The sequence below is a fragment of the Saccharothrix carnea genome, assembly GCF_003014735.1.
GTDB classification, from domain to species: Bacteria; Actinomycetota; Actinomycetes; order Mycobacteriales; family Pseudonocardiaceae; genus Actinosynnema; species Actinosynnema carneum.
This window is the reverse complement of sequence record NZ_PYAX01000001.1, coordinates 470,582-496,217: the sequence shown is the minus strand read 5'-3', so window position 1 is coordinate 496,217 and position 25,636 is coordinate 470,582. Positions and strand designations below refer to the sequence as shown.

Genomic DNA, 25,636 nt, shown 5'->3' with positions numbered 1-25,636 from the left:
GCACCCGACGCGCCGACCTCTCGCATCCTGCGGGGGGTCTTTTTGTTTTCCGAGATCCCCTAGGAGCCCTCTCGTGACCCCCCTCGGCGATTCATTCCACGTCTTCGACACGACCTTGCGGGACGGTGCCCAGCGCGAGGGCATCTCCTACTCGGTCAACGACAAGCTGGCCGTCGCCCGCCTGCTCGACTCGCTGGGCGTCGGCTTCATCGAGGGTGGTTGGCCGGGCGCCATGCCGAAGGACACCGAGTTCTTCGCCAGGGCCGCGGCGGGGGAGCTCACGCTCAAGCACGCGCAGCTGGTCGCGTTCGGCTCGACCCGCAAGGCGGGCGTCAAAGTGACCGAAGACGCGCAGGTCAGGGCCCTGCTGGACGCACAGACGCCGGTCGTGACGCTGGTCGCCAAGTCCGACCGCAGGCACATCGAACGGGCACTGCGCACCGACGTGGCGGAGAACTGCGCGATGGTCCGCGACACGGTCGCGTTCCTGGTGGGCGAGGGCCGCCGGGTGTTCCTGGACGCGGAGCACTTCTTCGACGGCTTCGCGTTCGACCCGGACACCGCCCTGCGCGTGCTGGAGTCCGCAGTGGAGGGTGGCGCGGACGTCGTCGTGCTGTGCGACACCAACGGCGGCCAGCTGCCCCTGGGCCTGGCCGAGACCGTCGCCGACGTGGTCGCCCGCACGGGCTTCCGGGTCGGCATCCACTGCCAGGACGACACGTCCTGCGCGGTGGCCAACACCGTCGCCGCGGTGCAGGCGGGGGCGACCCACGTCCAGTGCACCGCGAACGGCTACGGCGAGCGAGCGGGCAACGCGGACCTGTTCGCCGTCGTCGGGAACCTCGTGACCAAGCTCGGCCTGCAGGTGCTACCCACCGAATCGCTGGCCGAGCTCACCCGGGTCTCCCATGCGCTGGCCGAGATCGCGAACATCGCACCCGACACCCACCAGGCCTACGTCGGGTCGTCGGCCTTCGCCCACAAGGCGGGGCTGCACGCGAGCGCGATCAAGGTGGATCCGGAGCTGTACAACCACATCGACCCGGACACCGTCGGCAACGACATGCGGGTGCTGGTCACCGAGATGGCGGGTCGGGCCAGTCTCGAACTCAAGGGACGTGAGTTCGGGATCGACCTGACCCGCCGGCCCGAAGCGCTCACCAACGTGGTGCGCAAGGTGAAGGAGTTGGAGGCGGGCGGCTGGTCGTTCGAGGCCGCCGACGCCTCCCTGGAACTGCTCCTCAAGGCCGAGCTGTCCGATCTGGACGCGCCACCGTTCGTGCTCGAGTCGTACCGCGTCGTGCTCGACCACCACCAGGACGGCACGATCGTGTCCGAGGCGACGGTGAAGGTGCACGTGGCCGGTGAGCGCGTCATCGCCACCGCCGAGGGCAACGGCCCGGTGCACGCGCTGGACGCCGCGCTGCGCAAGGCGCTCCTGCCCCACCTGTCGTGGTTGGACGCGGTGGAGCTGAACGACTACAAGGTGCGCATCCTCACCGATCAGCACGGCACCGACGCCGTCACCCGCGTGCTGGTGGAGTCCACGGACGGCGAGCGCGAGTGGACGACAGTCGGCGTGCACGGCAACATCGTCGAGGCCAGTTGGCTCGCCCTGTGCGACGCGCTGGTGCACAAGGCGCTGCGGATCAGCCCGTCACCAGCGTGAGCCCCTCGGCGGAGAGGATGCGGTTGAGCGGTTCGAAGTAGGACGCGCCGCCGACCGAGCAGTTGCCGCTGCCGCCGAGCGAGTGCCCCTGGGCCTGCGACCCGGTGAAGATGGGCGCCCACTGGTCGCCGGGCTCGGTGCACACGTTCGTCCGGGTGAGGCCGTACACGACCCCGCCCGGGTAGTTGACCGTGACGTTCTTGGCCTGCACGGTGCCGCACCGCAGCCCGGTGGTGCGGCCCGCCGCGCAGACCTGGCCGCCGACCGGCGTCTCGGCCGAGCCGGTGATGGTGCCGGAGCGCCCGGCGATGGTGGGCCGCTGGACCCACGCGGCGGTGTTGGTGATCCGGACGACGAGGTAGGTCGATCGCACGACGACGACCGGGCCTATGTCGACCAGGTTGGGCCCGCGGACGACCGTGCCGAGCGTGCCGCAGGACGTCGGCACGATGAGGTGGCCGCGGGCGTTGAAGCCGTTGACGCAGCGCCCGCCGGTCGAGCCGTACAGGAGGGTGCCGGCTTCCAGCGGGGTCGGCAGCGCCGAGGTGGTCGCCGCGGCGGGCGCGGCCGTGGCGACGAGCAGGGTGAGTACCGATAACAGGGTTCGCATCCCACTGACGCTAGGCACGCACGGTGCCGTTTCAAGCCGCCGGTTAGGGTGAATGCCGTGCGCATTGCCCGTATCGCCCAACCAGACGGCCTGGCCTTCGCCGCGATCGAAGGCGACGGCGACGACCTCACCGCCGTCGAGATCGCCGACGACCCCTTCGCCAACCCGACGTTCACCGGTCGCCGCTGGCCGCTGGCCGACGTGCGCCTGCTGGCGCCGTTCCTGCCGCCCAAGATCGTGGCCATCGGCCGCAACTACGCCGAGCACGCCGCCGAGCTCGGCAACGAGGTGCCCGCGGAACCGCTGATGTTCCTCAAGCCCAACACCGCCGTGATCGGGCCGAACGCGGACATCAAGCTGCCCGCCGTGTCCGAGCGGGTGGACTTCGAGGGCGAGCTGGCGGTCGTCGTCGGCGTCGGCGGCCGGGACATCCCCGCGTCCCGCGCCCGCCAGTCGGTCCTCGGCTACACGATCGCCAACGACGTCACCGCGCGCGACCTGCAGAAGACGGACGGGCAGTGGACGCGGGCCAAGGGCTTCGACACGTTCTGCCCGCTGGGACCGTGGGTGGAGACCGAGTTCGACCCGTCCGACGTGGCCATCCGCACCGAGGTGGACGGCGTGGTCAAGCAGGACTCGCGGACCTCGCTGCTGCTGCACGGCATCCCGGAGCTGATCGAGTACATCTCGTCGGTGATGACCCTGCGACCGCTGGACGTGATCCTCACCGGCACGCCCGCCGGTGTCGGCCCGCTGGCCGCCGGGCAGACCGTCTCGGTGACCGTCGAAGGCCTGGGCACGCTGACGAACACCGTGACCAACCGCTGACGCGTCAGCTCCGCTCGATGCGCTCGGGCGCGCGCCGCGCGAACCCCGGCGCGTGCTCGGGCCGCAGCCCGATCGCCACCAGGTAGGCGGGCACCCCCTGCAGCCGCGGGAACCGCGCCATCAGCCGGACCGGCAGCGGCGGACGTCCCGGCGCGGTGCTCGACGTGCCCGTGAGCGTCGGCTTGAGGAACGAGTCCTGGATCCGCCGCTGGATCGCCTGGGTCACCGCCGTGGGCAGCCACCTCCTGCGCCGCACCTTCGCCAGCACCTCCGGGCTCAACCGACCGCGGCGCAGCGGCGCGGCGACGAGCGTCGCGGCGGCCACCGCGTCCTGCACCGCCAGGTTGATGCCGACGCCGCCGATGGGCGACATGGCGTGCGCCGCGTCACCGATGCACAGCGCGCCGTCGGCGTGCCAGCGCCGCAGGCGGTCGAGCTTCACGTCCAGCAGCTTCACGTCGTCCAGCGACTCGACGGTCTCCATCCGCTCCGCCAGCCACGGCACCAGCTTCACCACCCGCTGCCGGAACGCGGCGATCCCCTCCGCCCGCAGCAGCTCGTCGGTGCCCTTGCGGATGAGGTAGGCGCACTGGAAGTAGTCGCCCCGGGGGATCAGCACCATGGCCTGCCCCTGGGTGAACCGCCCGGTGGCGCCGCTGAGCTCGGCGGGGTCGCGCGGCAGCCGGAACCACCAGACGTCCATGGGCGCGCCGAACTCGTGCACCGGCAGCCCGAGCTGCTCGCGCACCAGCGAACGCCGCCCGTCTGCCGCGATCACCAGGTCGGCCGCCAGCTCGCCGGTCTCACCGCCGGCCGTGTGGTAGCGGACGCCGGTCACCTTGTCGCCGTTCCTGATCAGGCCGGTGAACTCGGTGTTCATCCGCAGGGTGAACGTCGGCTCGCGCTTGCCCGCGTCGGCGAGCAGGTCCAGGAAGTCCCACTGCGGCACGAACGCGATGTGCTTGTGCGGCCCGGGTAGCCGGGTGAGGTCGCCCATCGTCTGCGGGCCGCTGTCCAGCAGCACCTGCACCTTGTCCACGAGCTGGTGCGGCACCTCGGCGAACGACGGCCCCAGGCCGAGCTCGTCCAGCAGGCTCAACGTCGACGCGTGCACCGTGTCGCCGCGGAAGTCACGCAGGAAGTCGCCGTGCTTCTCCAGGACCGTCACCTCGACACCGGCCCTGGCCAGCAACAACCCCGCCACCATGCCCGCCGGGCCGCCCCCGACGACCACGACGCCAGTCCTCTCCATGGCTCACCCTCCAGTTTTCAACACCGGTTGAATAACCTCAGGATGCTCCGGCGTGCGGCCCCGGTCAAGCCCGATACGCTGATCGGGTCATGAGCGCATCAGCAGCTCCGCCCGAGGTGGCCGGCCGAGGGGTCCGCGTCCGCTTCTGCCCCTCGCCCACCGGCACACCGCACGTGGGGCTCCTGCGGACCGCCCTGTTCAACTGGGCCTACGCGCGCCACACCGGCGGCGCGGTGGTGCTGCGGATCGAGGACACCGACGCGGCCCGCGACTCCGAGGGGTCGTACCTCCAGCTGCTGGAAGCCCTGCGGTGGCTCGGCCTCGACTGGGACGAGGGCCCCGAGGTCGGCGGCCCGCACGCGCCGTACCGGCAGAGCCGGCGCCGCGACCTCCACGCCGACATCGCCGAGCGCCTGTTCGAGGCGGGCGAGCTGTACGAGTCCTTCTCCACCGCCGAAGAGGTCGAGGCCCGCCGCAGGGCCGCCGGCCAGGACCCGAAGCTCGGCTACGACGGCTACGACCGCGACCTGGGGGAGGAGCGCAAGTCCGAACTCCGCGCCGAGGGCCGCGAACCGGTGCTGCGCCTGAAGATGCCCGACGAGGACATCACGTGGGTCGACCTGGTGCGCGGCGAGATCACGTTCAAGGCGGGCAGCGTGCCGGACCCGGTCCTGGTGCGCGCCAACGGCGACCCGCTGTACCCGTTGGTGAACCCGGTGGACGACGCCCTGATGGGCATCACGCACGTCCTGCGCGGCGAGGACCTGCTCCCGTCGACCCCGCGCCAGATCGCGCTGCACCGCGCGTTGACCCGGATCGGCGTCACGTCGTCCACGCCGAGGTTCGGGCACCTGCCGTCCGTGCTGGGCGAGGGCAACAGGAAGCTCTCCAAGCGCGACCCGCAGTCGGACCTGTTCCGGTACCGCGACCGCGGGTTCCTGCCCGAGGGCCTGCTGAACTACCTGGCGCTGCTGGGCTGGTCCATCGCCGACGACCGCGACGTCTTCTCGGTCGCCGAGCTGGTCGAGGCGTTCGAGTTGGCGAAGGTCAGCCCCAACCCGGCCCGGTTCGACCTCAAGAAGGCCGAGGCGATCAACGCCACGCACCTGCGCGCCCTGCCGGTCGAGGACTTCATCGGCCGCGTGCTGCCCTACCTGGTCAGGGACGGCGTGCTGCCGCCCGACCCGACGCCGGAGCAGCTGGCGGTCCTCGCGGGCGTCGCGCCGCTGGTGCAGGAGCGGCTGGTCGTGCTGTCCGAAGCGGCCGGGATGGTGCGGTTCCTGTTCGTGGCGGAAGAGGACTTCGCGCCCGAGGAGGACGCCGCCGCCAAGGCGCTCGGCGAGGACGCCCGGCCCGTGCTGGAGGCGGGCGTCGGCGCCCTGGAGGCGGTTCCGGAGTGGACGGCCGCCGCGATCGAAGAGGCGCTGAAAGCGTCTCTTGTGGACGGATTGGGCCTCAAACCACGCCTGGCGTACGCCCCGGTGCGGGTCGCCGTGACGGGCCGTACCGTCTCGCCGCCACTCTACGAATCCATCGAACTACTGGGTCGGAGTCGCTCGATCGGGCGATTGCGCCGCGCGCTCGGGGCAATCTGACTGGTTCGTTCGGGCGGTTCAGCGGTGCTTGACCGTGCAAGAACCCCTAGATATCACCTCTCTGGTCGAGTCGGACGAGGGGTGACCGCACCTAGCCTCACGGGGTGACAACCGCAGCCCCGACTTCCACCCCTCGGAGAACCGGCGAGATCCGGGCCGTGTGCCTCGACGTCGACGACACCCTTGTCGACTACAGCACGTCGTCCCGGGCCGCCCTGGCCGCGATGGTCGGCAACGCCGACGCCTGGCCGCTGTGGCAGCGCATCACCGATGAGCACTGCGAACGCCTCCTCGCGGGCGAGCTCGAGTACGAGACCATGCGGAACATCCGGACCCGGGCGTTCTTCGCGGCCCTCGGCGAGGAGTTGGACCAGCAGGAGGCGACCCGCCGGGAACTGCACCGGCAGGAAGTCCTCGCCTCCGGCTGGCGGCTGTTCCCCGACGTGGTGCCGTGCCTGGAGTGGCTGCGGGCCACCGGTCTGCCCATGGCGGCCGTGAGCAACGCCTCAGGGCGCCACCAGCGGGTCAAGATCGCCTCGCTCGGGCTGGCCCAGTACTTCGACACGGTCCTCATCGCGGGCGAGGTCGGCGCGGCGAAACCGGACCGGGTGATCTTCGACACCGCGTGCGCCGACCTGGGGGTCGAGCTGGGTGACACGGTGCACATCGGCGACCGCCTGCACGCGGACGCGATCGGCGCGCGTGACGCCGGGATGAAGGGCGTGTGGCTGAACCGCCAGGGTCCGCGCGAGGGCGCGCTGCCCACCGGCATCTCCGCCATCAGCAGCCTCGCTGAGCTGCCGGAACTCCTGGTCTGCGAGCTCTCCGCCGCCTCGGCGTGACCCCGATTTCCGTTCCGCCGGGCCCGTGGTCTAGTATTCCTCCCGGCGGAACGGACGGCCCCCTGAGCAAGACCGACAGGGAGTCGGCACCGGGAAACCAATGGGGTATGGTGTAATTGGCAGCACGACTGATTCTGGTTCAGTTAGTCTAGGTTCGAGTCCTGGTACCCCAGCTGCGAAGTAGAAAACCAAGTGTGGTAAGCTACTCGCACCGCAGGACAGCAAGACAAGATCTACCAAGTGAATAACAAAGATCCTGGCCCCGTCGTCTAGCGGCCTAGGACGCCGCCCTCTCAAGGCGGTAGCGTGGGTTCGAATCCCATCGGGGCTACTGAAGAAGACCCGCACCTGTATTCCAGGTGCGGGTCTTTTTTGCTTCTCCCCCGCCTGCGGTGAGCGCAGCCCGCCACCGTCACCGGCGGCGGGCTCGCGCATCGGTCCCTAGAGGCGGGACTGGAGGGCCTCGGCGGCTGCCAGGAGGTCTGCGGCCCAGCGGGCGCCCGGGCGGCGGCCCATGCGGTCGATGGGGCCCGAGACGGAGACCGCGGCCACTACCGAACCCGTGCTGTCCCTTACCGGGGCGGAAACAGAGGCTACGCCCGGTTCGCGTTCTGCTACCGATTGCGCCCAACCGCGGCGGCGCACTTCCAACAATGTGCGCTCGCCGTAAACGGCGTCGGCGAGAACCGAGCGTTGAGTTCCCGGATCCGCCCACGCGGCCAATACCTTCGCGCCCGAACCCGCCGTCATCGGCAATCGCGCGCCGATCGGCACGGTGTCGCGCAAACCACTCGGTGGTTCCGCCGAGGACACGCAGATCCGCTGCATCCCGTCCCGCCGGTACAACTGGACGCTCTCGCCCGTGATGTCGCGCAGTCTCGGCAACACCGAGGACGCCGCGTCGAGCAGCGGGTCGGTGGCCCCGCCCGCCAACTCCGCCAGTGCCGCGCCCGGACGCCAGCGGCCGTCGGAACCCCGTCGCAGCAACCGGTGCACCTCGAGCCCGACCGCCAACCGGTGCGCGGTAGCCCTCGGCAAGCCCGTCCGGTTGCACAACTCGGCGAGCCCACACGGATCCTTTGCGACGGCGTTCAAGACAGCCACTGCCTTGTCGAGCACGCCGATCCCGCTATGCTGTCCCACAAGCCGATACTAACTTCCCACTGTCTGGGAAGTCCAGATCTATCGACTGTCCAGATCTTGGGAGAGTTGCGATGAGCCGCACGCTCGCGGAGAAGGTGTGGGAAGCACACGTCGTGCGCCACGGCAGTGGCGCGGAGCCGGACCTGCTCTACATCGACCTCCACCTGCTGCACGAAGTGACCAGCCCGCAGGCCTTCGACGGCCTGCGCCTCGCCGGCCGGCAGCTGCGCCGACCCGACCTCACGATCGCCACCGAGGACCACAACGTCCCGACGATCGACATCGAGCTCCCCATCGCCGACCCGGTCTCGCGCACGCAGGTCGAGACGCTGCGCAAGAACTGCGCGGAGTTCGGCGTGCGGCTGCACCCGATGGGCGACTTCGAGCAGGGCATCGTGCACGTGGTGGGCCCTCAGCTCGGCCTGACCCAGCCCGGCATGACCGTCGTCTGCGGTGACAGCCACACGTCCACGCACGGCGCGTTCGGCGCGCTGGCGTTCGGCATCGGCACGTCCGAGGTGGAGCACGTGATGGCCACCCAGACACTGCCGCTGCGGCCGTTCAAGACGATGGCCATCACGGTCGACGGCGAGCTGAAGCCCGGCGTCACGGCGAAGGACATCATCCTCGCGGTGATCGCGAAGATCGGCACCGGTGGCGGTCAGGGCTACGTCCTGGAGTACCGGGGCAGCGCCATCGAGGCGCTGTCCATGGAAGCACGCATGACCGTGTGCAACATGTCGATCGAGGCGGGCGCCCGCGCGGGCATGATCGCGCCGGACCAGACCACGTTCGACTACATCGAGGGCCGCCCGCACGCGCCGTCCGGCGCCGACTGGGACACCGCGGTGGAGTACTGGAAGACGCTGCGCACCGACGACGACGCCGAGTTCGACGCCGAGGTCCGCCTCGACGCCGACGAGCTGACGCCGTTCGTCACCTGGGGCACCAACCCGGGCCAGGGCCTGCCGCTGAGCGCGTCCGTGCCCGACCCCGAGGCCATCGTCGACGAGAACGAGCGCGTGGCGGCCGAGAAGGCGCTGACCTACATGGGGCTGGAGCCGGGCACCCCGCTGCGCGACATCCACGTCGACACCGTGTTCCTCGGCTCGTGCACCAACGGCCGCATCGAGGACCTGCGGGCGGCGGCGGACGTGCTGCGCGGCCACAAGGTGGCGGACGGCGTCCGGATGCTCGTCGTGCCCGGGTCCATGCGGGTGCGCGCGCAGGCCGAGTCCGAGGGTCTGCACGAGGTGTTCCTGGCGGCCGGCGCGGAGTGGCGCCAGGCAGGCTGCTCGATGTGCCTGGGCATGAACCCGGACCAGCTCAAGCCGGGCGAGCGCAGCGCGTCGACCTCCAACCGCAACTTCGAGGGCAGGCAGGGCAAGGGTGGCCGCACCCACCTGGTTTCGCCACTCGTGGCCGCCGCCACCGCCGTGCGGGGCACCCTGTCGTCGCCCGCCGACCTGGTCTGAGGGAGTTCTACGAACATGGAAGCGTTCACCACGCACACCGGGGTCGGTGTTCCGCTGCGCAGGTCCAACGTGGACACCGACCAGATCATCCCGGCCGTCTACCTCAAGCGCGTGACCCGCACGGGCTTCGAGGACGGCCTGTTCGCCGCCTGGCGCGGCGATGAGCAGTTCGTGCTCAACCAGGAGCCTTTCCGGGCGGGCAGCGTGCTGGTCGCCGGGCCCGATTTCGGCACCGGGTCGTCCCGCGAGCACGCCGTCTGGGCGCTCATGGATTACGGCTTCCGGGTGGTCATCTCGTCCCGGTTCGCCGACATCTTCCGGGGCAACGCGGGCAAGCAGGGCCTCGTGGCGGCCCAGTGCGAGCAGTCCGATGTCGAATTGCTGTGGAAGCTGCTGGAGAACGAGCCCGGCACCGAGGTCACCGTCGACCTGACCGCGAACACGGTTGTGGCGAAGGACTTCACCGCACCCTTCACCGTCGACGAGTACACCCGCTGGCGGCTGCTGGAGGGATTGGACGACATCGCCCTGACCCTGCGGCACGCCGATGACATCACCGAGTTCGAGCAGCGCAGGCCGGGTTGGTTGCCGACTACCGATCCGCTGCCCGCGGGGTGACTGCGAAGGGGTCGGATTCCCCTCCGAACAGCGGTAATCCGACCCCTTCGAACCCGCGACGGCCCCCCGGGGTGTCCCTCGACAGGTCGTAATTGCCCACGCCACAACGGAAAATCTGGCGTGGCGATTGGTATTTCCTTGCATATGGGCTTACCGTGGGCAATCAGTCGGCCCGACTAGGGCCGTGAGCGTCCTGGGAGGGACTGAAGGTGAACAAGGCCCAGCTCATCGAGGCGCTCGCCGAGCGCCTTGGCGACAAGAAGAACGCCGCTGCCGCTGTCGACGGCATCGTCGACGTCATCGTCCGCAGCGTCCACAAGGGCGAGAAGGTCAACATCACCGGCTTCGGTGTCTTCGAGAAGCGTGCCCGTGCGGCCCGCACCGCTCGCAACCCGCGCACCGGTGAGACCGTGAAGGTCAAGAAGACCAACGTTCCCGCGTTCCGCGCGGGTTCGACGTTCAAGGACGTCATCAGCGGCACGAAGAAGCTGCCGCGCGTCACGGCCGCCAAGCCCGCCGCGGCCGCGGCGGCCAAGCCGGCCGCCGCGACGAAGGCGCCGGCGACCCGCAGCACCACCGCGCGTACCACCACTGCGCGCGCGACGCGCAGCACCGGTACCGCGACCCGTGCGGCTGCGGCAGCCACGAAGGCCCCGGCGACCCGCCGGACCGCCGCGGCGGCGAAGCCCGCCGCGACCGCCACCAAGGCCGCGCCTGCCAAGAGCACCGCGACCAAGGCCACCGCCGCGAAGACTACGGCGGCCAAGGCGACGACGGCGGCCAAGCCCGCCACGGCGGCGAAGAAGGCCACCGCGCCGAAGGCGACGACGGCGAAGGCCACCACGGCCGCAGCCGCGAAGCCCGCGGCGAAGAAGGCCCCGGCCAAGAAGAAGTGACACCGGGCCGGGTGATCACCGGCCAGGTACGCAACACACGCTCAGGGCCCGGTGCGGACGCGCACCGGGCCCTGAGCGCTGTAACTGTCCAGGAGGCGCGTGCGAGGCCCGCAGAGCGCGTCTCAGCGGCCGTTTCCGGCGGCCGACGCCGTGCTGTCGGACGGCGGGACCCCGAAGCTTCGGCACCCCGCCGGTCAGGTCGTGGGCACGGGCAGGGCGGTGGGGAAGTAGTGGGCCGAGACCAGCCGCGGCCAGGACGTGTGCGAGTCCGAAGTGGACCACCCCGGCTCCGGCCGGCGGAACGCCAGCAGCCAGGTGCTGCCCTTCTTGCACGGGGTGCCGTCCAACGACAGACCGCCCAGGTCGGCGAGGGTGGACACGATGTCCGGAATCACGCCGCCCTGGCTGCACACGACCGGCGTGCCGGCCCCGTCGGCGATCTCCAGCAGGCGCACCAGCCCGGCCTCGCGGTCCGGCCAGTACCCCTCCTCGGACAGCCGCGGCTCCAGCAGCACGCCACCGCCCAGGTCCTCCGCCACTCCCTGCACGGTCTCCACGCACCGCACGCGAGGCGCGGCGTGCACCCGCGCCGGCCCCCACAACGGCAGCATCGACCGCAGCCCGCCCGCCTGCCGCCACCCCGCCGAGCTCAACGGCCGCAGGTCGTCGTCACCCGGCCAGTTGTCCCGCTTGCCCGCCTTCGCGTGCCGCACCAGCAACACCGTCGCCAGGTCCGCGGGCTCCGCCGTGAACGCCGCCAGCACGGTGCGGTCGGTGTCCGACGTCACCAGCGTCGCCGCCTCGGCGACCGGCACCCACCGCAGCTCGTCCACCTCGTCGTTCGGCTCGAACGCACCCGACCCGGCCCGCGCGCTGAAGTAGTCCACGACCTTCGGCCTGCCGAAAGCCCGGTACGACACCCGGCACAGGTAGCGGCCGAGGGTGGCGTGGAACCCGGTCTCCTCCAGCACCTCCCGCACCGCCGCGGCGGGCACGGTCTCACCGGCGTCCAACTTGCCCTTGGGCAGGGACCAGTCGTCATAACGCGGTCGGTGCACGACCGCCACGGAACCCTCGCGCCACAGCACGGCGCCGGCCGCCCGGATCAACGACTCACCCCAGCGCGCGGTGGCTGCGCAGCATCTCGGTCTGGTGGTCGCGCACGCTCGTGCCGTCCGCCGGGGACGCCTCCCACTCGCCGTCCGGTTGCAGCACCCAGCACCGCGTGGTCGGCTCCAGCGCCGAGTCCATCATCGCGTCGAGCTGCGCGGTGAGCTTCGGATCGGTCACCCGCACCTGCACCTCGACCCGCCGGTCCAGGTTGCGGTGCATCATGTCGGCGCTGCCGATCCAGTGCTCGCCGCAGCCGACGAAGTGGAACACCCGCGAGTGCTCCAGGAACCGGCCGAGGATGGACCGGACGTGGATGTTCTCCGACAGCCCCTTGATACCCGGCTTCAGCGCGCACACACCCCGCACGACCACGTCCACCCGAACGCCCGCCTGCGACGCCCGGTACAGCGAGTCGATGACCTGCTCGTCCACCAGCGAGTTCACCTTGATGCGCACCCCGGCGGGCGCACCGGCGCGGGCGTGCTCGATCTCCCGCTCGATGCGCTCCACGATCCCGCGCCGCACGCCGTAGGGCGCGACCAGCAGGCTGCGGTAGTGGTCCTGCCTGGCGTACCCGGTGAGCACGTTGAACAGGTCGGTGAGGTCCGCGCCGATGGTCGGCTCGGCGGTGAGGATGCCGATGTCCTCGTACAGCCGGGCCGTCTTCGGGTTGTAGTTGCCGGTGCCGATGTGGCAGTACCGCTGGATCCGCGAGCCCTCCTGCCGCACCACCAACGACGTCTTGCAGTGCGTCTTGAGCCCCATCAGGCCGTAGACGACGTGCACGCCCGCCTTCTCCAGCTGACGCGCCCACTTGATGTTCGCCTGCTCGTCGAACCGCGCCTTGATCTCCACCAGCGCCACGACCTGCTTGCCCGCCTCGGCCGCGTCGATGAGCGCGTCCACGATCGGGGAGTCGCCGGAGGTGCGGTACAGGGTCTGCTTGATGGCCAGCACGCGCGGGTCGGCCGCGGCCTGCTCGATGAACCGCTGGACGGACGTGGAGAACGAGTCGTACGGGTGGTGCACCAGCACGTCACCCTCGCGCAGGGTGGCGAAGATGCTCTTCGGCGTCTCCCGCTCGCCGAACGCCGAGTGCGTCGCGGGCACGAACGGCGCGTCCTTGAGCTGCTTGCGGTCCACGCCGTAGAGCTGCCACAGCGACGACAGGTCCAGCAGGCCGGGCACCTGGACGACGTCGTGCGGGTCGACCTCCAGCTCGCGCAGCAGCCGTTCCAGCATGTGCTCGGTCATGTCGTCGGCGATCTCCAGCCGGACCGGCGGCCCGAACCGGCGGCGGGCGAGTTCCCGCTCCAACGACTTGAGCAGGTCCTCGTCCTGGTCCTCCTCGACCTCCAGGTCGGCGTTGCGGGTGACCCGGAAGGCGTGGCACTCGATCACCTGCATGCCCGCGAACAGCTCGCCCAAGTGGGCCGCGATGAGGTCTTCCAACGGCAGGAACGTCGCCGTGGGGCTGGTCCGGTCGCTCTCCACGCGGACCAGGCGGGGCACGTTGTCGGGAACCTTGATGCGCGCGAACCGCTCCGCGCCGCCCTCCGGGTCGCGGACCGTCACGGCGAGGTTCAGCGACAGGCCGGAGATGTAGGGGAACGGGTGCGCGGCGTCCACGGCCAGCGGCGTGAGCACCGGGAACACCTGGTCGGTGAAGTAGTTCGTCAGCCGCAGCTTCTCGAAGTCGGTCAGCTGCGCCCAGTTGACGATGCTGATGCCGTGCTTCTCCAGCTCCGGCTGCACGTGGTCGAGGAACGCCCTGGCGTGCTGCTCGACCAGCTCCTGGGTGCGCTTGGAGATGCTGGACAGCTGCTCGCGCGGGGTGAGCCCGTCCGCGCTGCGCACCGACAGGCCCGTCTCGTCGCGGCGCTTCAGGCCCGCGACCCGCACCATGTAGAACTCGTCCAGGTTCGACGCGAAGATGGCCAGGAACTTCGCCCGCTCCAGCAGCGGCTGGGAGGCGTCCTCGGCCAGCGCGAGCACCCTGGCGTTGAAGTCCAACCAGGACAGCTCCCGGTTGAAGTACCGGTCGTCGGGCAGGTCGGCCTGCGCCTCGGTGGCCGTGGCGGCCGGTGGTGAGCCCGGGAACGACCGAGTGGGCGCCTCGACGTCCTGCAGCGGCGTGGCACGCGTGCTGCCCCGGCGGGTGGCCGGACGCGGTCGGCGGCGAGGGGTGCCCGCTGCCGCCGGGGCGGTCGCCCTCGGCGTCCTCGTCCGTCGCTTGGGCGCGGGCTGCTCGGGAGTGTTGTCCGTGCTCACGATCAGCATTGTTCCCCAATATGGGCGACGGCGCGCTGAGCGGAGCCGACCGAGAAGTGAACTCCGCGTCACACCCGGAGTCACGCGGGGAGCAGTACGCCTCGCACGGTGCCGGCGGTATCCCGCACGAGGGTGACCCGTTGGCCGGGGCGCAGCGAGCGCCAGCCGCCTTCGGCGACGGCTTGCGCCGACGCGTCCACCAGCACGCCGTCGTCGCGCAGCACGGTCACTGAGCCGTCCGGGTGATGGGCGCTCACCGTGGCCTGCTCGCGCGGGTGCTCGGTCACGGGCAAAAGCTAGCCGATCGGCGGGTGGTGGGTGGTCGGGAGGCGCTGCCACGCTCCGGAGTGGCCTCATCACCGAAGGGAGTCGGCATGAGGGTTGTGGCAGGGGTGTTGAGCGCGGTGCTGGTCGGCGGTGTGCTGGCCGGTCAGGGCACGGGCGTGGCGGCCGAGGCGTCCGCGCCGGAGGCGGAGCGGACCGGTTTGCCGGCGGCGGCGAAGAACGTGGAGCTGCGGGCGGCCGTTCCCGAGACCGAAGGCGCCGTCTCCATCAACTTCATGCAGTACCGCCGGCGCGACGTGATGTTCTTGAGCGGCACGTTCGGGTTGAAGACCTACGACGTGACCGACGTCGACCGGCCCCGGCTGCTCGACCACCTGACCAAGCAGGAGCTGGCGCTGCCGGGCGACGATCCCGAGCAGCGGTTCTGGGAGAACGAGGACGTCACCGTCGACCCGAACCGCAAGCTGGTGTTCCTGGCCCGCGAGCGCAGCGCGTTCGGCCGGCAGGCCGGTGCCGACCGGCCGACCGGCGTGTACTTCGTGTCGGCGGCCGACCCGGCGCGGCTGGAGCTGCTGAGCTTCGCGCCGATGGGCACCGGGCACATCACGTCGTGCGTCAACGACTGCTCGTACCTGTGGACGACCGGCTACGACGGCACGCCGTCCACCGATCCGGACACGTACCGGCGATCCGGCAAGGTGTTCGTCACCGACATCCGCGACCCGCGCGACCCGAAGACCCTGAGCACGTACGTGGACCTCAACCGCAACCAGGGCGAGACGCACATGACGCACGACGTCCAGGTGGACGCGGCGGGCGTCGCCTGGGTGGCGGGCACCGGTGGGACGCGTGGCTACCACACGCGCGGGTGGCACCGCGATCCGTTGAGCGGGCGGGTGCGCGAGGCGACGCCGGTGGACCCGGTGCCGTACGCGGGCGGCGCGGCGCCGAAGCCGGACATGCCGACCTCGTTCTCGCACAACTCGTTCCGGCCGGTCGGGCGGACGCTGAAGGACGGTCCCAAGCCGTCGCGCGAGCACCCGGCCGGCAGCCTGCTGCTGCACACCGAGGAGGCGTTCGGCTCGGCCACGTGCGAGGACCAGGGCCGGTTCGTCATCTCGTCGCTGGCGGGTTCCACCGGTGGCGAGTCGTGGCGGGCGACGCCGGAGCGGCCGTTCCACCTCAAGACGGTGGGCGTGTGGTCGCCGGACGACCAGGAGGGCACGCTGCCGGGTCCGGACGTGTTCTGCTCGGCGCACTACTTCGACGTCCACGAGCGGATCGTCGCGTACTCCTGGTACGAGCAGGGGACGCGGTTCCTGGACATCAGCGACCCGGCGAACCCGATCCAGGTGGCGTACTGGCGGCCCGAGGGCGCGGTGTCGTTCGCGCCGTACTGGCACCGGGGGCGGGTGTTCGTGGCAGACCTGGCCCGTGGCGTGGAGGTGGTGAAGCTCACCTCCGGGGCGTACGAGGCGCAGGCTTCGCACACCAAGGTGACGTTGAGGACGGGCGCCGTGGACGCGGTCGTGCGGCCGGCGGAGAGCCCGCGCCGGAGGTTGCCGTTGGCGCCCGACCCCGACTACGGCTACGCGTGCCCGATGCTCGTCGGTCGCTGCACGCCCGGAGAGCCGTGTTGCTGATGTGACGGTCGGGGTTCGGCGGTCAGCCGCCGACCGGGGCGACGGTGGCGGCGGTGCGTGGGCCCAGGCCCAGGTCCGCCGCCAGTCGCAGGTCTTCGGCGGTGTCCACGTCGTGCCGCAACGACGGCCACGGGCCGAGCAGCGGTGCGGCGCCCGACGCCGTGTGGGCGGCCGCCGATCCGACGCCGAAGGCCGGGGCGAGGTCGCCGCCCGGGGACGAGAGCAGGAGCGTCGTGCCCGTGCCCTGGCGGTCCGGGCAGAACGCGCGGCCGCGTGCCGTCGCCAGGGCCGCGGCGAGGTCCGCGGTCCGCAGTGCGGGCAGGTCGGCTTGGAGGGCGCCGATCACGGAGCCGGCGTCACGGGCGCGCAGCAGCCGGAAGCCGAAGCGGAGCGACTCGTTCAGGCCTTCCGGGCCGGGTGCGGATTCGACGCCGAGGCCGCGCAGTTCGGCGGCGACCGACGGGTCGGACGTGACGGCCAACACACGGCGCACCGCGGGCAGCGCGGCGGCGATGGTGTCCAGGGCGAAGGCCAGGGCCAGGGCGGGACGGTCCAGGCGGTGGCCGACGAGTCGTGACTTGGCCCGTTCCAGCGCCTTGACCGGCACCACCAGGTCGACGTCGGCTCGCACACCGCCATACTCCCGGATGCCGGCTGGACCTGGCCAGTGGCCTCGCGTTTGATTGTCGCCTCCGGCGACGTGGGGAAGACTCCAGGTCCACGACGAAGAGGGAGTGCACGTGGCCAAGGAGAAGGGCGGCTTCTGGGTCGGGCTCGCCGCGGCGGTCTTCTACCCCGCCACCGCGCTGATGGCGCGGCGGCGCAACGAAGGCGCGGAGCAGGTGCCGAAGACGGGAGGGGCGCTCATCGTGATGAACCACGTGTCGCACCTGGACCCCGTGTACGACGCCGTCTTCACGCACAAGCAGGGCCGCGTGCCGCACTTCCTCGCCAAGCACAGCCTGTGGAACGTCCCGGTCCTCGGCGCCGTGGTCAAGGGCGCCCGGCAGATCCCGGTCTACCGCGGCACGGCGGACGCCCAGCAGAGCCTGCGCGCCGCGCACGAGGCCCTGGAGCAGGGCCTGGTCGTGATCATCTACCCGGAGGGCACGATCACCCGCGACCCGGACGGCTGGCCGATGACCTCGCGCACCGGGGTGGCGCGGCTCGCGCTTGAGCACGACGTGCCGGTGCTGCCGGCGGCCCGGTGGGGCACGCGCGAGGTCTACGACCACTACCGGAAGAAGTTCCGGCCCTTCCCGCGCAAGACCGTGGTGACGAAGGTCGGCCCGCCGGTCGACCTGGACGCCTACCGGCAGCAGCCGCAGAACCTGGCCCTGCTGCGCGAGGTGACCGACGTGCTGATGACCGAGGTCAAGGACCTGCTCGCGGACATCCGCCAGGAGCAGGCGCCCGACGGCTTCTACCAGAAGAAGGCCTGACGTGGACCGGGTCGCGGTGCTGGGCGCCGGGTCGTGGGGCACCGCCTTCGCCAAGGTGCTGGCCGACTCCGGCACGGACGTGGTGCTGTGGGCGCGGCGCCCCGAGGTGGCCGACGCCATCTCGAAGGGCCGGGTCAACACCGACTACCTGCCGGACGTGACGCTGCCGGCGAACCTGGCGGCCACCTCGGACGCGGAGAAGGCGCTGGCCGGTGCGCAGGCGGTGGTGCTGGCGGTGCCGAGCCAGACGTTGCGGGAGAACCTGAGCGGCTGGCGGCCGTGGCTGCCGGACGGCGCGACGCTGGTGAGCCTGGCCAAGGGCGTCGAGCTGGGCACGTTGAAGCGGATGAGCGAGGTGATCCGCGAGGTGGCGGGCGTGCCGGAGGACCAGGTCGCGGTGGTGTCCGGGCCCAACCTGGCCAAGGAGATCGCGGCCGAGCAGCCGACCGCGACGGTCATCGCGTGCACCGACCACGACCGCGCGGTGCGGTTGCAGCACGCGTGCTCGAACTCGTACTTCCGGCCGTACACGAACGTCGACGTGGTGGGCTGCGAGCTGGGTGGTGCGTGCAAGAACGTGATCGCGCTGGCGTGCGGCATGGCGGCGGGCATGGGGTTCGGGGACAACACCATGGCCTCGATCATCACGCGCGGGCTCGCGGAGACGGCGCGGTTGGGCGCGGCTCTCGGGGCGGACCCGTTGACGTTCGCCGGGTTGGCGGGGCTGGGCGACCTGGTGGCCACGTGCGCGTCGCCGTTGTCGCGCAACCGGTCGTTCGGGGAGCGGCTGGGGCGCGGCGACTCGTTGGCGCAGGCGCAGGAGGCGGCGCACGGGCAGGTGGCCGAGGGCGTGAAGTCGTGCTCGTCGATCCGCGAGCTGGCCGCGCGGATCGGCGTGGACATGCCGATCACCGACGGCGTGCACCAGGTGTGCCACGAAGGACTGGACCCGCGCGTGCTGACGGCGGCGCTGCTCGGGCGTGAGCGGAAGGCGGAACGGCAGTGACCTGGGGTGACGGCACGCGGGTCGTGCACTCGACGCCGGCGGTACCGGGTGAGCCGTTCCTGGCGGGGCCCGTGTTCGCGTCGGCCTACCACCTGGGCGGCACCGACACGTACGGGCGGGCGCACAACCCGACGTGGCGGGCGTTGGAGGCGGCGCTGGGCGAGTTGGACGGCGGCGAGACCGTGCTGTTCCCGTCCGGCATGGCCGCGATCTCGACGTTCCTGCGGGTGGTGCTCGCGCCCGGTGACGTGGTGGTGTTGCCCAGCGACGGCTACTACCTGACGCGCACGCTGGTCGCGGAGATGCCGGTGGAGGTCGTCGAGACGCCGACTGCCGGGCCGTACCCGTCGTTCGAGGGTGTGCGGCTGGTGCTGTTGGAGTCGCCGTCCAACCCCGGACTGGACGTGTGCGACATCACGGCGTTGGTGGCGGCGGCGCACGCGGCGGGTGCGTTGGTCGCGGTGGACAACACGACCGCGACGCCGTTGGGGCAGCAGCCGTTGTCGTTGGGCGCGGACGCGGTGGTGAGCAGTGACACCAAGGCCCTCGCCGGGCACAGCGACGTCCTGTTGGGGCACGTGTCCACTTCGGATGCGGCACTGGCGGAACGGGTGCGCGCGGCGCGGACGACCGGTGGGGCGATCCCCGGCCCGTTCGAGGCGTGGCTGGCGCACCGCGGCCTGGGCACGTTGGACCTGCGGTTGAGCAGGCAGGCGGCGAACGCGGCGGCGTTGTACGAGGTGCTGAAGGTCCACCCGGCGGTGACCGGGCTGCGGTGGCCGGGTGCGCCGGAGGACCCCGCGCACGAGGTCGCGGCGAAGCAGATGCGGCGGTTCGGCGGGGTGCTGACGTTCGAGCTGGCGGGCGCGGACGCGGTGGCGGCGTTCCTGGCGAAGTCGAGGCTGGTGTTCGCGAGCACGAGCTTCGGCGGCCTGCACACCAGCCTGGACCGGCGGGCGCAGTGGGGCGACCCGGTGCCCGAGGGGCTGGTCCGGCTGTCCGCGGGCTGCGAGGACACCGCCGACCTGGTCGAGGACGTGCTCGGGGCGCTGTGACGGGTCCAGTGGGTGAGAGGGGTTGCGTGCCGGCGGGCCGGCTGCCACCCTCGTCACCATGTCTTTTCGCGCCATGACCGACGGGCGGGGTCACATCGACCTGCGCCTGGTCGCCAGCGCGCTCTGTCCTTCCCGGTGATCGTCTCGCGTCCCGCGGGCTGCTGACGCCCGCACTCTCACCGAGCACCGAGAAGGAACCATGTTCGCCGTTCCGGAGAACACCATCGCCCTGCCCCAGTCGCACGCCGCGCTGCACCCCGTGCGGATCGCGCTCGACACGGCGGCACGGCGTGAGCGCTGGGCCCACCTGCTCCGCTACGACCCCGAGACCCGCTTCGCCGCGCTGGTCGACAAGACACCGGAGCAGGAGGTGTGGCTGATGAGCTGGTTGCCCGGCCAGCACGCCGACCTGCACGACCACGGCGCGACCAGCGGCGCGTTCACCGTGGTCAGCGGCTCGCTGACGGAGGTCGTCACCCCGGGCCCGACCCAGGTGCTGCACCACCTGGTGGCCGGTCAGTCGCGGGTGTTCGGCCCCTCGTACGTGCACCAGGTGCGCAACGACGGCGCCGACCCCGCCGTCACGATCCACGTGTACCGCGACGGCGGGCGCACCGTGCGTCCGGTCCGGTTCGACCCGGTGACGGGCACTACCTCCGCGCGGTGACGTGCGGCGGGACGTCCCAGTCGCCGACCAGCGCCGGGTCCGGCTCGGGCTCGCCCCACACCGTGCGCAGGGGCAGCACGCCCGCCCAGACGGCGTTGGCGGCGATGTCCTCGGGCTCGTCGCCGGGCGGGCCGCTGCGGATCTTCACCGAGGCCTCGGCGAGGTCGAGCGAGAGCACGGCGGTCGCGGCGAGCTCCTTCTGCGTCGGCTGCCGGGCGTAGTCCCACGAGCCGGGGGCCATGTGCTCGGTGAGCACGCGCAGGGCGTGCAGCTTGGTGTCGGGGTCGGTGACCGGGACGGCGGTGCCGTGGATGACGGCGGCGCGGTAGTTCATCGAGTTGTCGAACACCGAGCGGGCGTAGACGACACCGTCCAGGATGGTGACGCCGACGCACACCGGCACGCCGGTCGCGGCTTCGCGGAGGCTGCGCGCGCCGGTCGAACCGTGCAGGTAGAGGGTGTCGCCGTCGCGGCCGTAGCCCGTGGGCAGCACGAGCGGCGCGTCGTCCACGACGACCGCGAGGTGGCAGACGAGGGCGGCGTCGAGGACGGCGTGCAGCGCCTCGCGTTCGGTCACGGCTCGGATGCGGCCGCGCTTGATGGTGCTGCGGTCGGTGGGTGACAACGTCATGGGACCAGCCTCTACGGTAAAGTGGCCCTCTTCAAGTGCCAATTCTCGGTGATCTGAGGAGGCCACTATGGCGGAGACGGCGCTGGCGGTGGTGTTGGACCGCGAGTCGGCCGAGCCGCTGGCCGTGCAGCTCGCGGACGCCCTGCGCGCGGCGGCGGCCGATGGTCGGCTGCGCAGCGGTGACCGGCTGCCCTCGACCCGGGCGCTGGCCGAGCGGCTCGGCGTGAGCCGGACCGTGACCGCGGCGGCCTACGAGCAGCTGCACGCCGAGGGCTGGATCGCCGGACGGCACGGGTCGGGTACCTACGTGACGACCACGCCGCCGGGCGCGTTGAAGTCGCGGGCCCGGCCGGTGGTGGCGCCCGCCGTGCCGGTGGACGTGGTGGACCTCGCGCCCGGTGCGCCGTGGGCGGAGGGGTTGGACCGGGCGGCTTGGCGGCGGGCGTGGCGTGCGGCGGCGGACGTGCAGCCGTTGTTCCGGCCGGCGCGCGGCGGGCTGCCGGAGTACCGCGCGGTGGTCGCGGAGCACCTGTTGCGGCACCGGGGGTTGGCGGTGCGCGGCGGGTTGCGGGAGGAGCTGGTGCTGGCCACGGGTGGGACGACGGCGGCGTTGGTGGAGCTGGGGTCGGCCGTGCTGCGGCCGGGTGACGCGGTGGCCGTGGAGGAGCCGGGGTACCAGCGGGCGGTGTGGGCGTTGCGGTCGGCCGGGGTGAAGGTCGTGCAGGCGCCCGTCGACGCCGAGGGGCTGTTGGTGGAGGCCGTGCCTCCGGGGGTGCGGGGGGTGTACTGCTCGCCCGCGCACCAGTACCCGATGGGCGGGCGGATGTCGGCGGCGCGGCGGGTGGCGCTGGTGGAGCGGGCGCGGGCGGAGGGGTGGCTGGTCGTCGAGGACGACTACGACGGCGAGCTGCGGTACGACGTGGCGCCGTTGCCGTTGCTGGCGGCGTTGGCGCCGGACGTGGTGGTGCACCTGGGCACGACGAGCAAGATCCTGACGCCGACGCTCGGCGCGGGGTGGATGGTCGCGCCGGAGCCGATCGCCGCCGAGGTGATGGCGCACCGCGACCGGACCGGCACGAGCCCGTCCGCGGCGGGGCAGCGGGTGCTGGTCGAGTTGGCGCGCAACGGCGACCTCGGGCGGCACCTGCGCAAGCTGCGGCGTGAGCTGTCCGAGCGGCGTGCGCTGCTGTCCGCGGCTTTCGCCGACGCCGGGGTTCCCGTGCTGGGTGACGACGCGGGCGCGCACATCGTCGTGCCGCTGCCTTCGGCGCAGGCGGAACGCGACGTGCTGGCCGAGGCGCACGACCGCGGCCTGCGCCTGGACGGCCTGGCCCGCCACCACGCCGCCCGCCCGAAGGTGCACGGCGCCGCGATCGGCTACAGCGCCTGCTCCCGTGACCAGCTGACCGCCGCGATCCCGGACCTGATCCGCATCCTCGCCACCCACGCCGAGCCGTCCTGAACGCTCAACTCGGGTGATCCGAACGCAGGACACTCGCGGCGTGAACGCAGGACTCTCGCGAGAGTCCTGCGTTCAGACCGCGAGAGTCCTGCGTTCAGGGCCCCTGAGTTCAACGCCGGGGTGTGCGGTGACGGTGGCGGGTTACGCCATCCGGGTAGGGTCCGAGCCATGACACAGCGCAAGACCAAGGTCGCCGTGGTGTTCGGCGGGCGAAGCAGCGAGCACACGATCTCCTGCCTGTCCGCCGGTAGTGTCCTGCCCCACCTCGACCGGGACCGGTTCGACGTCGTGCCGGTCGGCATCACCGAAGCGGGCGCGTGGGTGATCGGCGCGGACGACACCAAGGCGCTCGAAGTGCGGGACCGGCAGCTGCCCACCGTCAACGCGCTGGTCCCCGTGTCCGGCAGCGAACTGGTGCCGGTGGCGCCCACCGAGGTGCTGGCCGACGTGGAGGTCGTGTTCCCCGTGCTGCACGGCGCGTGGGGCGAGGACGGCACCATCCAGGGCCTGCTCGAACTGGCCGACATCCCCTACGTGGGACCGGGTGTGCTGGCCAGCGCCGTCGCCATGGACAAGGAGTTCACCAAGCGCCTGCTCAAGGGCGCGGGCCTGCCGGTCGGCGAGTTCGCCGTGCTGCGGCGCGACCAGGAGACGCTGGCGGACGAGGACCGGGAGCGGCTGGGGCTGCCCGTCTTCGTCAAGCCCACGCGCGCCGGGTCGTCGGTGGGCATCTCGAAGGTCGTCGACTGGGCGCACCTGGACAGCGCGATCGCGTTGGCGCGCAAGACGGACCCGAAGGTGATCATCGAGGCCGCCGTGTCCGGCCGCGAGGTCGAGTGCGGCGTGCTGGAGTTCCCGGACGGCCGCGTCGAGGCGTCGCTGCCCGCCGAGCTGCGCATCGTCGGCGGCGAGGTCGACTGGTACGACTTCGACGCCAAGTACCTCGACGACGTGTGCGAGTTCGACATCCCGGCCAAGCTGGACGAGCACGTCACCCGCGACCTGCGCGAGATGGCCGTCGCCGCGTTCCGCGCGCTGGACTGCCAGGGCCTGGCCCGGGTCGACTTCTTCGTCACCGACTACGACGAGCTGGTCGTCAACGAGGTCAACACCATGCCCGGCTTCACGCCGATCTCGATGTACCCGCGGATGTGGGCCGAGACGGGCGTGGACTACCCGGCGCTGCTGACCACGCTGATCGAGACCGCGATCGCCCGGGGCACGGGGCTGCGCTAGCGGCTAGCCCGTGGTGTCGACGGGGCTCTTGGCCAGGGTGCCGCGGATCGTGGCCGAGATGTCCTGCAGGGGCCCCGTGCCCGCGTCGGACGGCACGGTCAGCGCCACGTACACCGGCCGGTCCACCACGTACCAGGTGGCCGAACCGCCCTCGGCCACCTCCAGCCACTCCACCTCGGAGATCATGCGCAGCACGGAGGTCGTGGTGAGGTCACCGGGACGGTCCAGCCCGCACCGCAGCACCACGGGCTCGTGCCGCGGATCACCCCACGCCGACGCGCCCGCCGGTGCGGGTGCCGCCAGCTCGCGACGCGGCAACGGGACCCCGTTGGACACCAGCTCCGCCGGCAGCGCGCCGAGCAGCGTCTTGCACTCGTCCGACTCGGCCTCCGGCGCGGGCAACGGCACCAGCGCCACGGGGCCGGTGTGGACGGCAGGCTCGTCGTCCCCGCCACCGAGGAACAAGCCCGCGGCGGCGACGCCTACCGCGAGCAGCGCCGTCAGCCCGATGGCCAACGCGAGCAGTGGGCGGGGGAGCGGCGAGGTGCGTTCCGGTTCCTGTGCCACGCGGCTATGACAGCACGTGCCTACAGGTGGACCACCGGGCAGGTCAGCGTTCGCGTGATGCCTTCCACGTTCTGGATGCGGGCGACCACCAGCTGCGCCAGCTGGTCGACGGTGTCGGCCTCGGCGCGGACGATGACGTCGTACGGTCCGGTGACGTCTTCCGCGGTGGCCACACCGGGGATGCCGGAGATCTCCGCCGCAACGGCGGCTGCCTTCCCGACCTCGGTCTGGATGAGGATGTATGCGTGCACCACGGCGTGCCCCTTCGTCGCGACAGGTTAGGTCGGGGTAGGAACGTGCACAGCAACGTACCCCAGTCGGGGTTCCGAATGCTCAGAACGGGAGGCAATCTTGCGTCCGGAGCCGCCGCGGAACGCGGACACGGTCGCTGAGGTGGGTGAGTTCGGTCTCATCCGCCGGGTGACGGCAGGTCGGACGCAGCCGCCCACCACCCTGCTCGGGCCGGGTGACGACGCGGCTGTCGTCGCGGCGCCCGACGGCCGGGTGGTGGTCTCCACCGACGTGCTGGTCGAAGGTGTCCACTTCAGACTCGACTGGTCGTCTCCCGAGCAGGTGGGACGCAAGGCGGCGGCGGTGAACCTGGCCGACGTGGTGGCCATGGGCGCGATGCCGACCGCCTTGCTGATCGGTCTCGCCTGCCCGTCCGACACGCCGTCCGCCGTGGTCGAGGGGATCACCGCCGGGCTGTGGCAGGAGGCGACCGTCGCGGGTGCCGGTGTGGTGGGCGGCGACATGGTGTCGTCCGCGACACTGGTGATTTCCGTTACCGCGATGGGTGACATGGGTGGTTTGGAGCCAGTCACCCGTTCGGGCGCGCAAGTGGGCGATGTCGTGGCGGTCTGCGGACGGCTCGGCTGGGCCGCGGGCGGGTTGGCCGTGCTGCAGCGCGGGTTCCGCTCGCCGGTCGCGGTCGTCGGCGCCCAGCGGAACCCCGAACCGCCTTACGCCGCCGGCCCCCAGGCCGCCGCCGCCGGCGCGACCGCGATGATCGACGTGTCGGACGGCCTGCTGGCCGACCTGGGGCACATCGCGGACGAGTCGGGCATCGGCATCGACATCCGCACCGAGCTGCTGGAGGTGCACCCGCGGCTGATCGACGTCGCCGCGGCGCTCGGCGCGGACGCCAGGCACTGGGCGCTGACCGGTGGCGAGGACCACGCGCTGGCCGCGACGTTCCCGGAGCCCGCGGCCGTGCCCGAGGGCTGGCGCACCATCGGCACGGTCCGGCACGGCAGCGGCGTCACCGTCGACGGCCGGGCGTACGAGAAACCCCCTGGCTGGGAGCACTGGCGGTAGGTAACCTGCGGGA

25 protein-coding genes and 2 tRNA genes are annotated in these 25,636 nt (G+C 71.7%); 17 read left to right on the top strand and 10 right to left on the bottom strand.

The annotated features are described in order from the left end of the window. Nucleotides 1-73 precede the first annotated feature (73 nt). Nucleotides 74-1,669, top strand: a complete 1,596-nt coding sequence (gene cimA, locus B0I31_RS02455) for a citramalate synthase (RefSeq protein WP_106613615.1) — start codon at nt 74-76, stop codon at nt 1,667-1,669. On the opposite strand, the gene B0I31_RS02450 is transcribed toward cimA, so the two are convergent. Next, nucleotides 1,650-2,279, bottom strand: coding sequence for a S1 family peptidase (locus B0I31_RS02450; RefSeq protein ID WP_106613614.1), 630 nt, complete (start codon nt 2,277-2,279; stop codon nt 1,650-1,652). The two genes, cimA and B0I31_RS02450, sit on opposite strands and share 20 nt — an antisense overlap. A gap of 57 nt (nt 2,280-2,336) precedes the next feature. On the opposite strand from B0I31_RS02450, the gene B0I31_RS02445 reads away from it, so the two are divergent. Continuing rightward, nucleotides 2,337-3,107 carry a fumarylacetoacetate hydrolase family protein gene (locus B0I31_RS02445; RefSeq protein ID WP_106613613.1) on the top strand — a complete coding sequence of 257 codons (771 nt, stop codon included), beginning with the start codon at nt 2,337-2,339 and terminating at the stop codon, nt 3,105-3,107. Between the two features lie 4 nt (nt 3,108-3,111). On the opposite strand, the gene B0I31_RS02440 is transcribed toward B0I31_RS02445, so the two are convergent. Continuing rightward, on the bottom strand, nt 3,112-4,359 hold the full coding sequence (locus B0I31_RS02440; RefSeq protein ID WP_106613612.1) for an FAD-dependent oxidoreductase: 1,248 nt from the start codon (nt 4,357-4,359) through the stop codon (nt 3,112-3,114). Nucleotides 4,360-4,448: 89 nt separating this feature from the next. Here B0I31_RS02440 and gltX point away from each other — a divergent pair, with 89 nt between their 5' ends. The 4 genes from gltX (at nt 4,449) to B0I31_RS02420 (ending at nt 7,127) form a co-directional block, all read left to right on the top strand. After that, entirely contained in the window at nt 4,449-5,954 is a 1,506-nt protein-coding gene (gene gltX, locus B0I31_RS02435) for a glutamate--tRNA ligase (protein WP_106613611.1), read from the top strand. 104 nt (nt 5,955-6,058) lie between these two features. Then, entirely contained in the window at nt 6,059-6,796 is a 738-nt protein-coding gene (locus tag B0I31_RS02430) for an HAD family hydrolase (RefSeq protein WP_245949602.1), read from the top strand. Nucleotides 6,797-6,897: 101 nt separating this feature from the next. Next, nucleotides 6,898-6,969, top strand: a tRNA-Gln gene (locus tag B0I31_RS02425). Between the two features lie 85 nt (nt 6,970-7,054). Then, nucleotides 7,055-7,127, top strand: a tRNA-Glu gene (locus B0I31_RS02420). A 110-nt stretch (nt 7,128-7,237) separates the two neighbouring features. Here the strand turns inward: B0I31_RS02420 and B0I31_RS02415 are convergent. Further along, the gene (locus tag B0I31_RS02415) at nt 7,238-7,939 is read right to left on the bottom strand and encodes an IclR family transcriptional regulator (RefSeq protein WP_053723084.1); all 702 of its coding nucleotides are present in this window, start codon (nt 7,937-7,939) and stop codon (nt 7,238-7,240) included. A gap of 71 nt (nt 7,940-8,010) precedes the next feature. Here B0I31_RS02415 and leuC point away from each other — a divergent pair, with 71 nt between their 5' ends. From leuC to B0I31_RS02400, 3 genes are all read left to right on the top strand, one after another. After that, complete coding sequence (gene leuC, locus B0I31_RS02410) at nt 8,011-9,414, top strand: 3-isopropylmalate dehydratase large subunit (RefSeq protein WP_106613609.1); 1,404 nt, start codon at nt 8,011-8,013, stop codon at nt 9,412-9,414. Between the two features lie 15 nt (nt 9,415-9,429). After that, nucleotides 9,430-10,032 carry a 3-isopropylmalate dehydratase small subunit gene (leuD, locus tag B0I31_RS02405; RefSeq protein ID WP_106613608.1) on the top strand — a complete coding sequence of 201 codons (603 nt, stop codon included), beginning with the start codon at nt 9,430-9,432 and terminating at the stop codon, nt 10,030-10,032. A gap of 209 nt (nt 10,033-10,241) precedes the next feature. After that, a complete protein-coding gene (locus B0I31_RS02400; protein WP_106613607.1) occupies nt 10,242-10,928 on the top strand; it encodes an HU family DNA-binding protein in 687 nt (228 codons plus the stop codon). A 194-nt stretch (nt 10,929-11,122) separates the two neighbouring features. On the opposite strand, the gene B0I31_RS02395 is transcribed toward B0I31_RS02400, so the two are convergent. The 3 genes from B0I31_RS02395 to B0I31_RS02385 form a co-directional block, all read right to left on the bottom strand. Next, nucleotides 11,123-12,034: an NUDIX hydrolase gene (locus B0I31_RS02395; RefSeq protein ID WP_106613997.1), complete on the bottom strand. Its 912-nt coding sequence runs from the start codon at nt 12,032-12,034 to the stop codon at nt 11,123-11,125. 7 nt (nt 12,035-12,041) lie between these two features. Continuing rightward, the gene (locus B0I31_RS02390; protein ID WP_106613606.1) at nt 12,042-14,321 is read right to left on the bottom strand and encodes an RNA degradosome polyphosphate kinase; all 2,280 of its coding nucleotides are present in this window, start codon (nt 14,319-14,321) and stop codon (nt 12,042-12,044) included. Between the two features lie 71 nt (nt 14,322-14,392). Continuing rightward, complete coding sequence (locus tag B0I31_RS02385) at nt 14,393-14,599, bottom strand: hypothetical protein (RefSeq protein ID WP_106613605.1); 207 nt, start codon at nt 14,597-14,599, stop codon at nt 14,393-14,395. Nucleotides 14,600-14,686: 87 nt separating this feature from the next. On the opposite strand from B0I31_RS02385, the gene B0I31_RS02380 reads away from it, so the two are divergent. After that, a complete protein-coding gene (locus tag B0I31_RS02380; RefSeq protein WP_146173706.1) occupies nt 14,687-16,240 on the top strand; it encodes an LVIVD repeat-containing protein in 1,554 nt (517 codons plus the stop codon). 22 nt (nt 16,241-16,262) lie between these two features. On the opposite strand, the gene cofC is transcribed toward B0I31_RS02380, so the two are convergent. Beyond that, nucleotides 16,263-16,871: a 2-phospho-L-lactate guanylyltransferase gene (gene cofC, locus B0I31_RS02375; RefSeq protein ID WP_106613603.1), complete on the bottom strand. Its 609-nt coding sequence runs from the start codon at nt 16,869-16,871 to the stop codon at nt 16,263-16,265. 109 nt (nt 16,872-16,980) lie between these two features. Between cofC and B0I31_RS02370 the strand changes: the two genes are divergently transcribed. The 4 genes from B0I31_RS02370 to B0I31_RS02355 all read left to right on the top strand — a co-directional run bounded on the left by B0I31_RS02370 (nt 16,981) and on the right by B0I31_RS02355 (nt 20,410). Continuing rightward, a complete protein-coding gene (locus B0I31_RS02370) occupies nt 16,981-17,682 on the top strand; it encodes a lysophospholipid acyltransferase family protein (protein ID WP_106613996.1) in 702 nt (233 codons plus the stop codon). Between the two features lies 1 nt (nt 17,683). Next, on the top strand, nt 17,684-18,688 hold the full coding sequence (locus B0I31_RS02365) for an NAD(P)H-dependent glycerol-3-phosphate dehydrogenase (RefSeq protein ID WP_106613602.1): 1,005 nt from the start codon (nt 17,684-17,686) through the stop codon (nt 18,686-18,688). Further along, the gene (locus B0I31_RS02360) at nt 18,685-19,743 is read left to right on the top strand and encodes a cystathionine gamma-lyase (RefSeq protein ID WP_106613601.1); all 1,059 of its coding nucleotides are present in this window, start codon (nt 18,685-18,687) and stop codon (nt 19,741-19,743) included. Before B0I31_RS02365 ends, B0I31_RS02360 begins: the two co-directional genes overlap by 4 nt. Nucleotides 19,744-19,942: 199 nt before the next feature. Beyond that, on the top strand, nt 19,943-20,410 hold the full coding sequence (locus B0I31_RS02355; protein WP_106613600.1) for a cysteine dioxygenase: 468 nt from the start codon (nt 19,943-19,945) through the stop codon (nt 20,408-20,410). Here the strand turns inward: B0I31_RS02355 and B0I31_RS02350 are convergent. Beyond that, entirely contained in the window at nt 20,394-21,041 is a 648-nt protein-coding gene (locus tag B0I31_RS02350) for a pyridoxamine 5'-phosphate oxidase family protein (RefSeq protein ID WP_106613599.1), read from the bottom strand. The two genes, B0I31_RS02355 and B0I31_RS02350, sit on opposite strands and share 17 nt — an antisense overlap. A 67-nt stretch (nt 21,042-21,108) precedes the next feature. On the opposite strand from B0I31_RS02350, the gene pdxR reads away from it, so the two are divergent. After that, nucleotides 21,109-22,503: a MocR-like pyridoxine biosynthesis transcription factor PdxR gene (gene pdxR / locus B0I31_RS02345; RefSeq protein WP_106613598.1), complete on the top strand. Its 1,395-nt coding sequence runs from the start codon at nt 21,109-21,111 to the stop codon at nt 22,501-22,503. A gap of 168 nt (nt 22,504-22,671) precedes the next feature. After that, complete coding sequence (locus tag B0I31_RS02340) at nt 22,672-23,739, top strand: D-alanine--D-alanine ligase family protein (protein ID WP_106613597.1); 1,068 nt, start codon at nt 22,672-22,674, stop codon at nt 23,737-23,739. A gap of 3 nt (nt 23,740-23,742) precedes the next feature. On the opposite strand, the gene B0I31_RS02335 is transcribed toward B0I31_RS02340, so the two are convergent. Then, on the bottom strand, nt 23,743-24,306 hold the full coding sequence (locus tag B0I31_RS02335; RefSeq protein WP_106613596.1) for a DUF3515 domain-containing protein: 564 nt from the start codon (nt 24,304-24,306) through the stop codon (nt 23,743-23,745). A gap of 20 nt (nt 24,307-24,326) precedes the next feature. Beyond that, entirely contained in the window at nt 24,327-24,560 is a 234-nt protein-coding gene (locus B0I31_RS02330; RefSeq protein WP_073891587.1) for an Lrp/AsnC family transcriptional regulator, read from the bottom strand. Between the two features lie 97 nt (nt 24,561-24,657). On the opposite strand from B0I31_RS02330, the gene B0I31_RS02325 reads away from it, so the two are divergent. After that, the gene (locus B0I31_RS02325; RefSeq protein WP_106613595.1) at nt 24,658-25,623 is read left to right on the top strand and encodes a thiamine-phosphate kinase; all 966 of its coding nucleotides are present in this window, start codon (nt 24,658-24,660) and stop codon (nt 25,621-25,623) included. Nucleotides 25,624-25,636 lie beyond the last annotated feature (13 nt).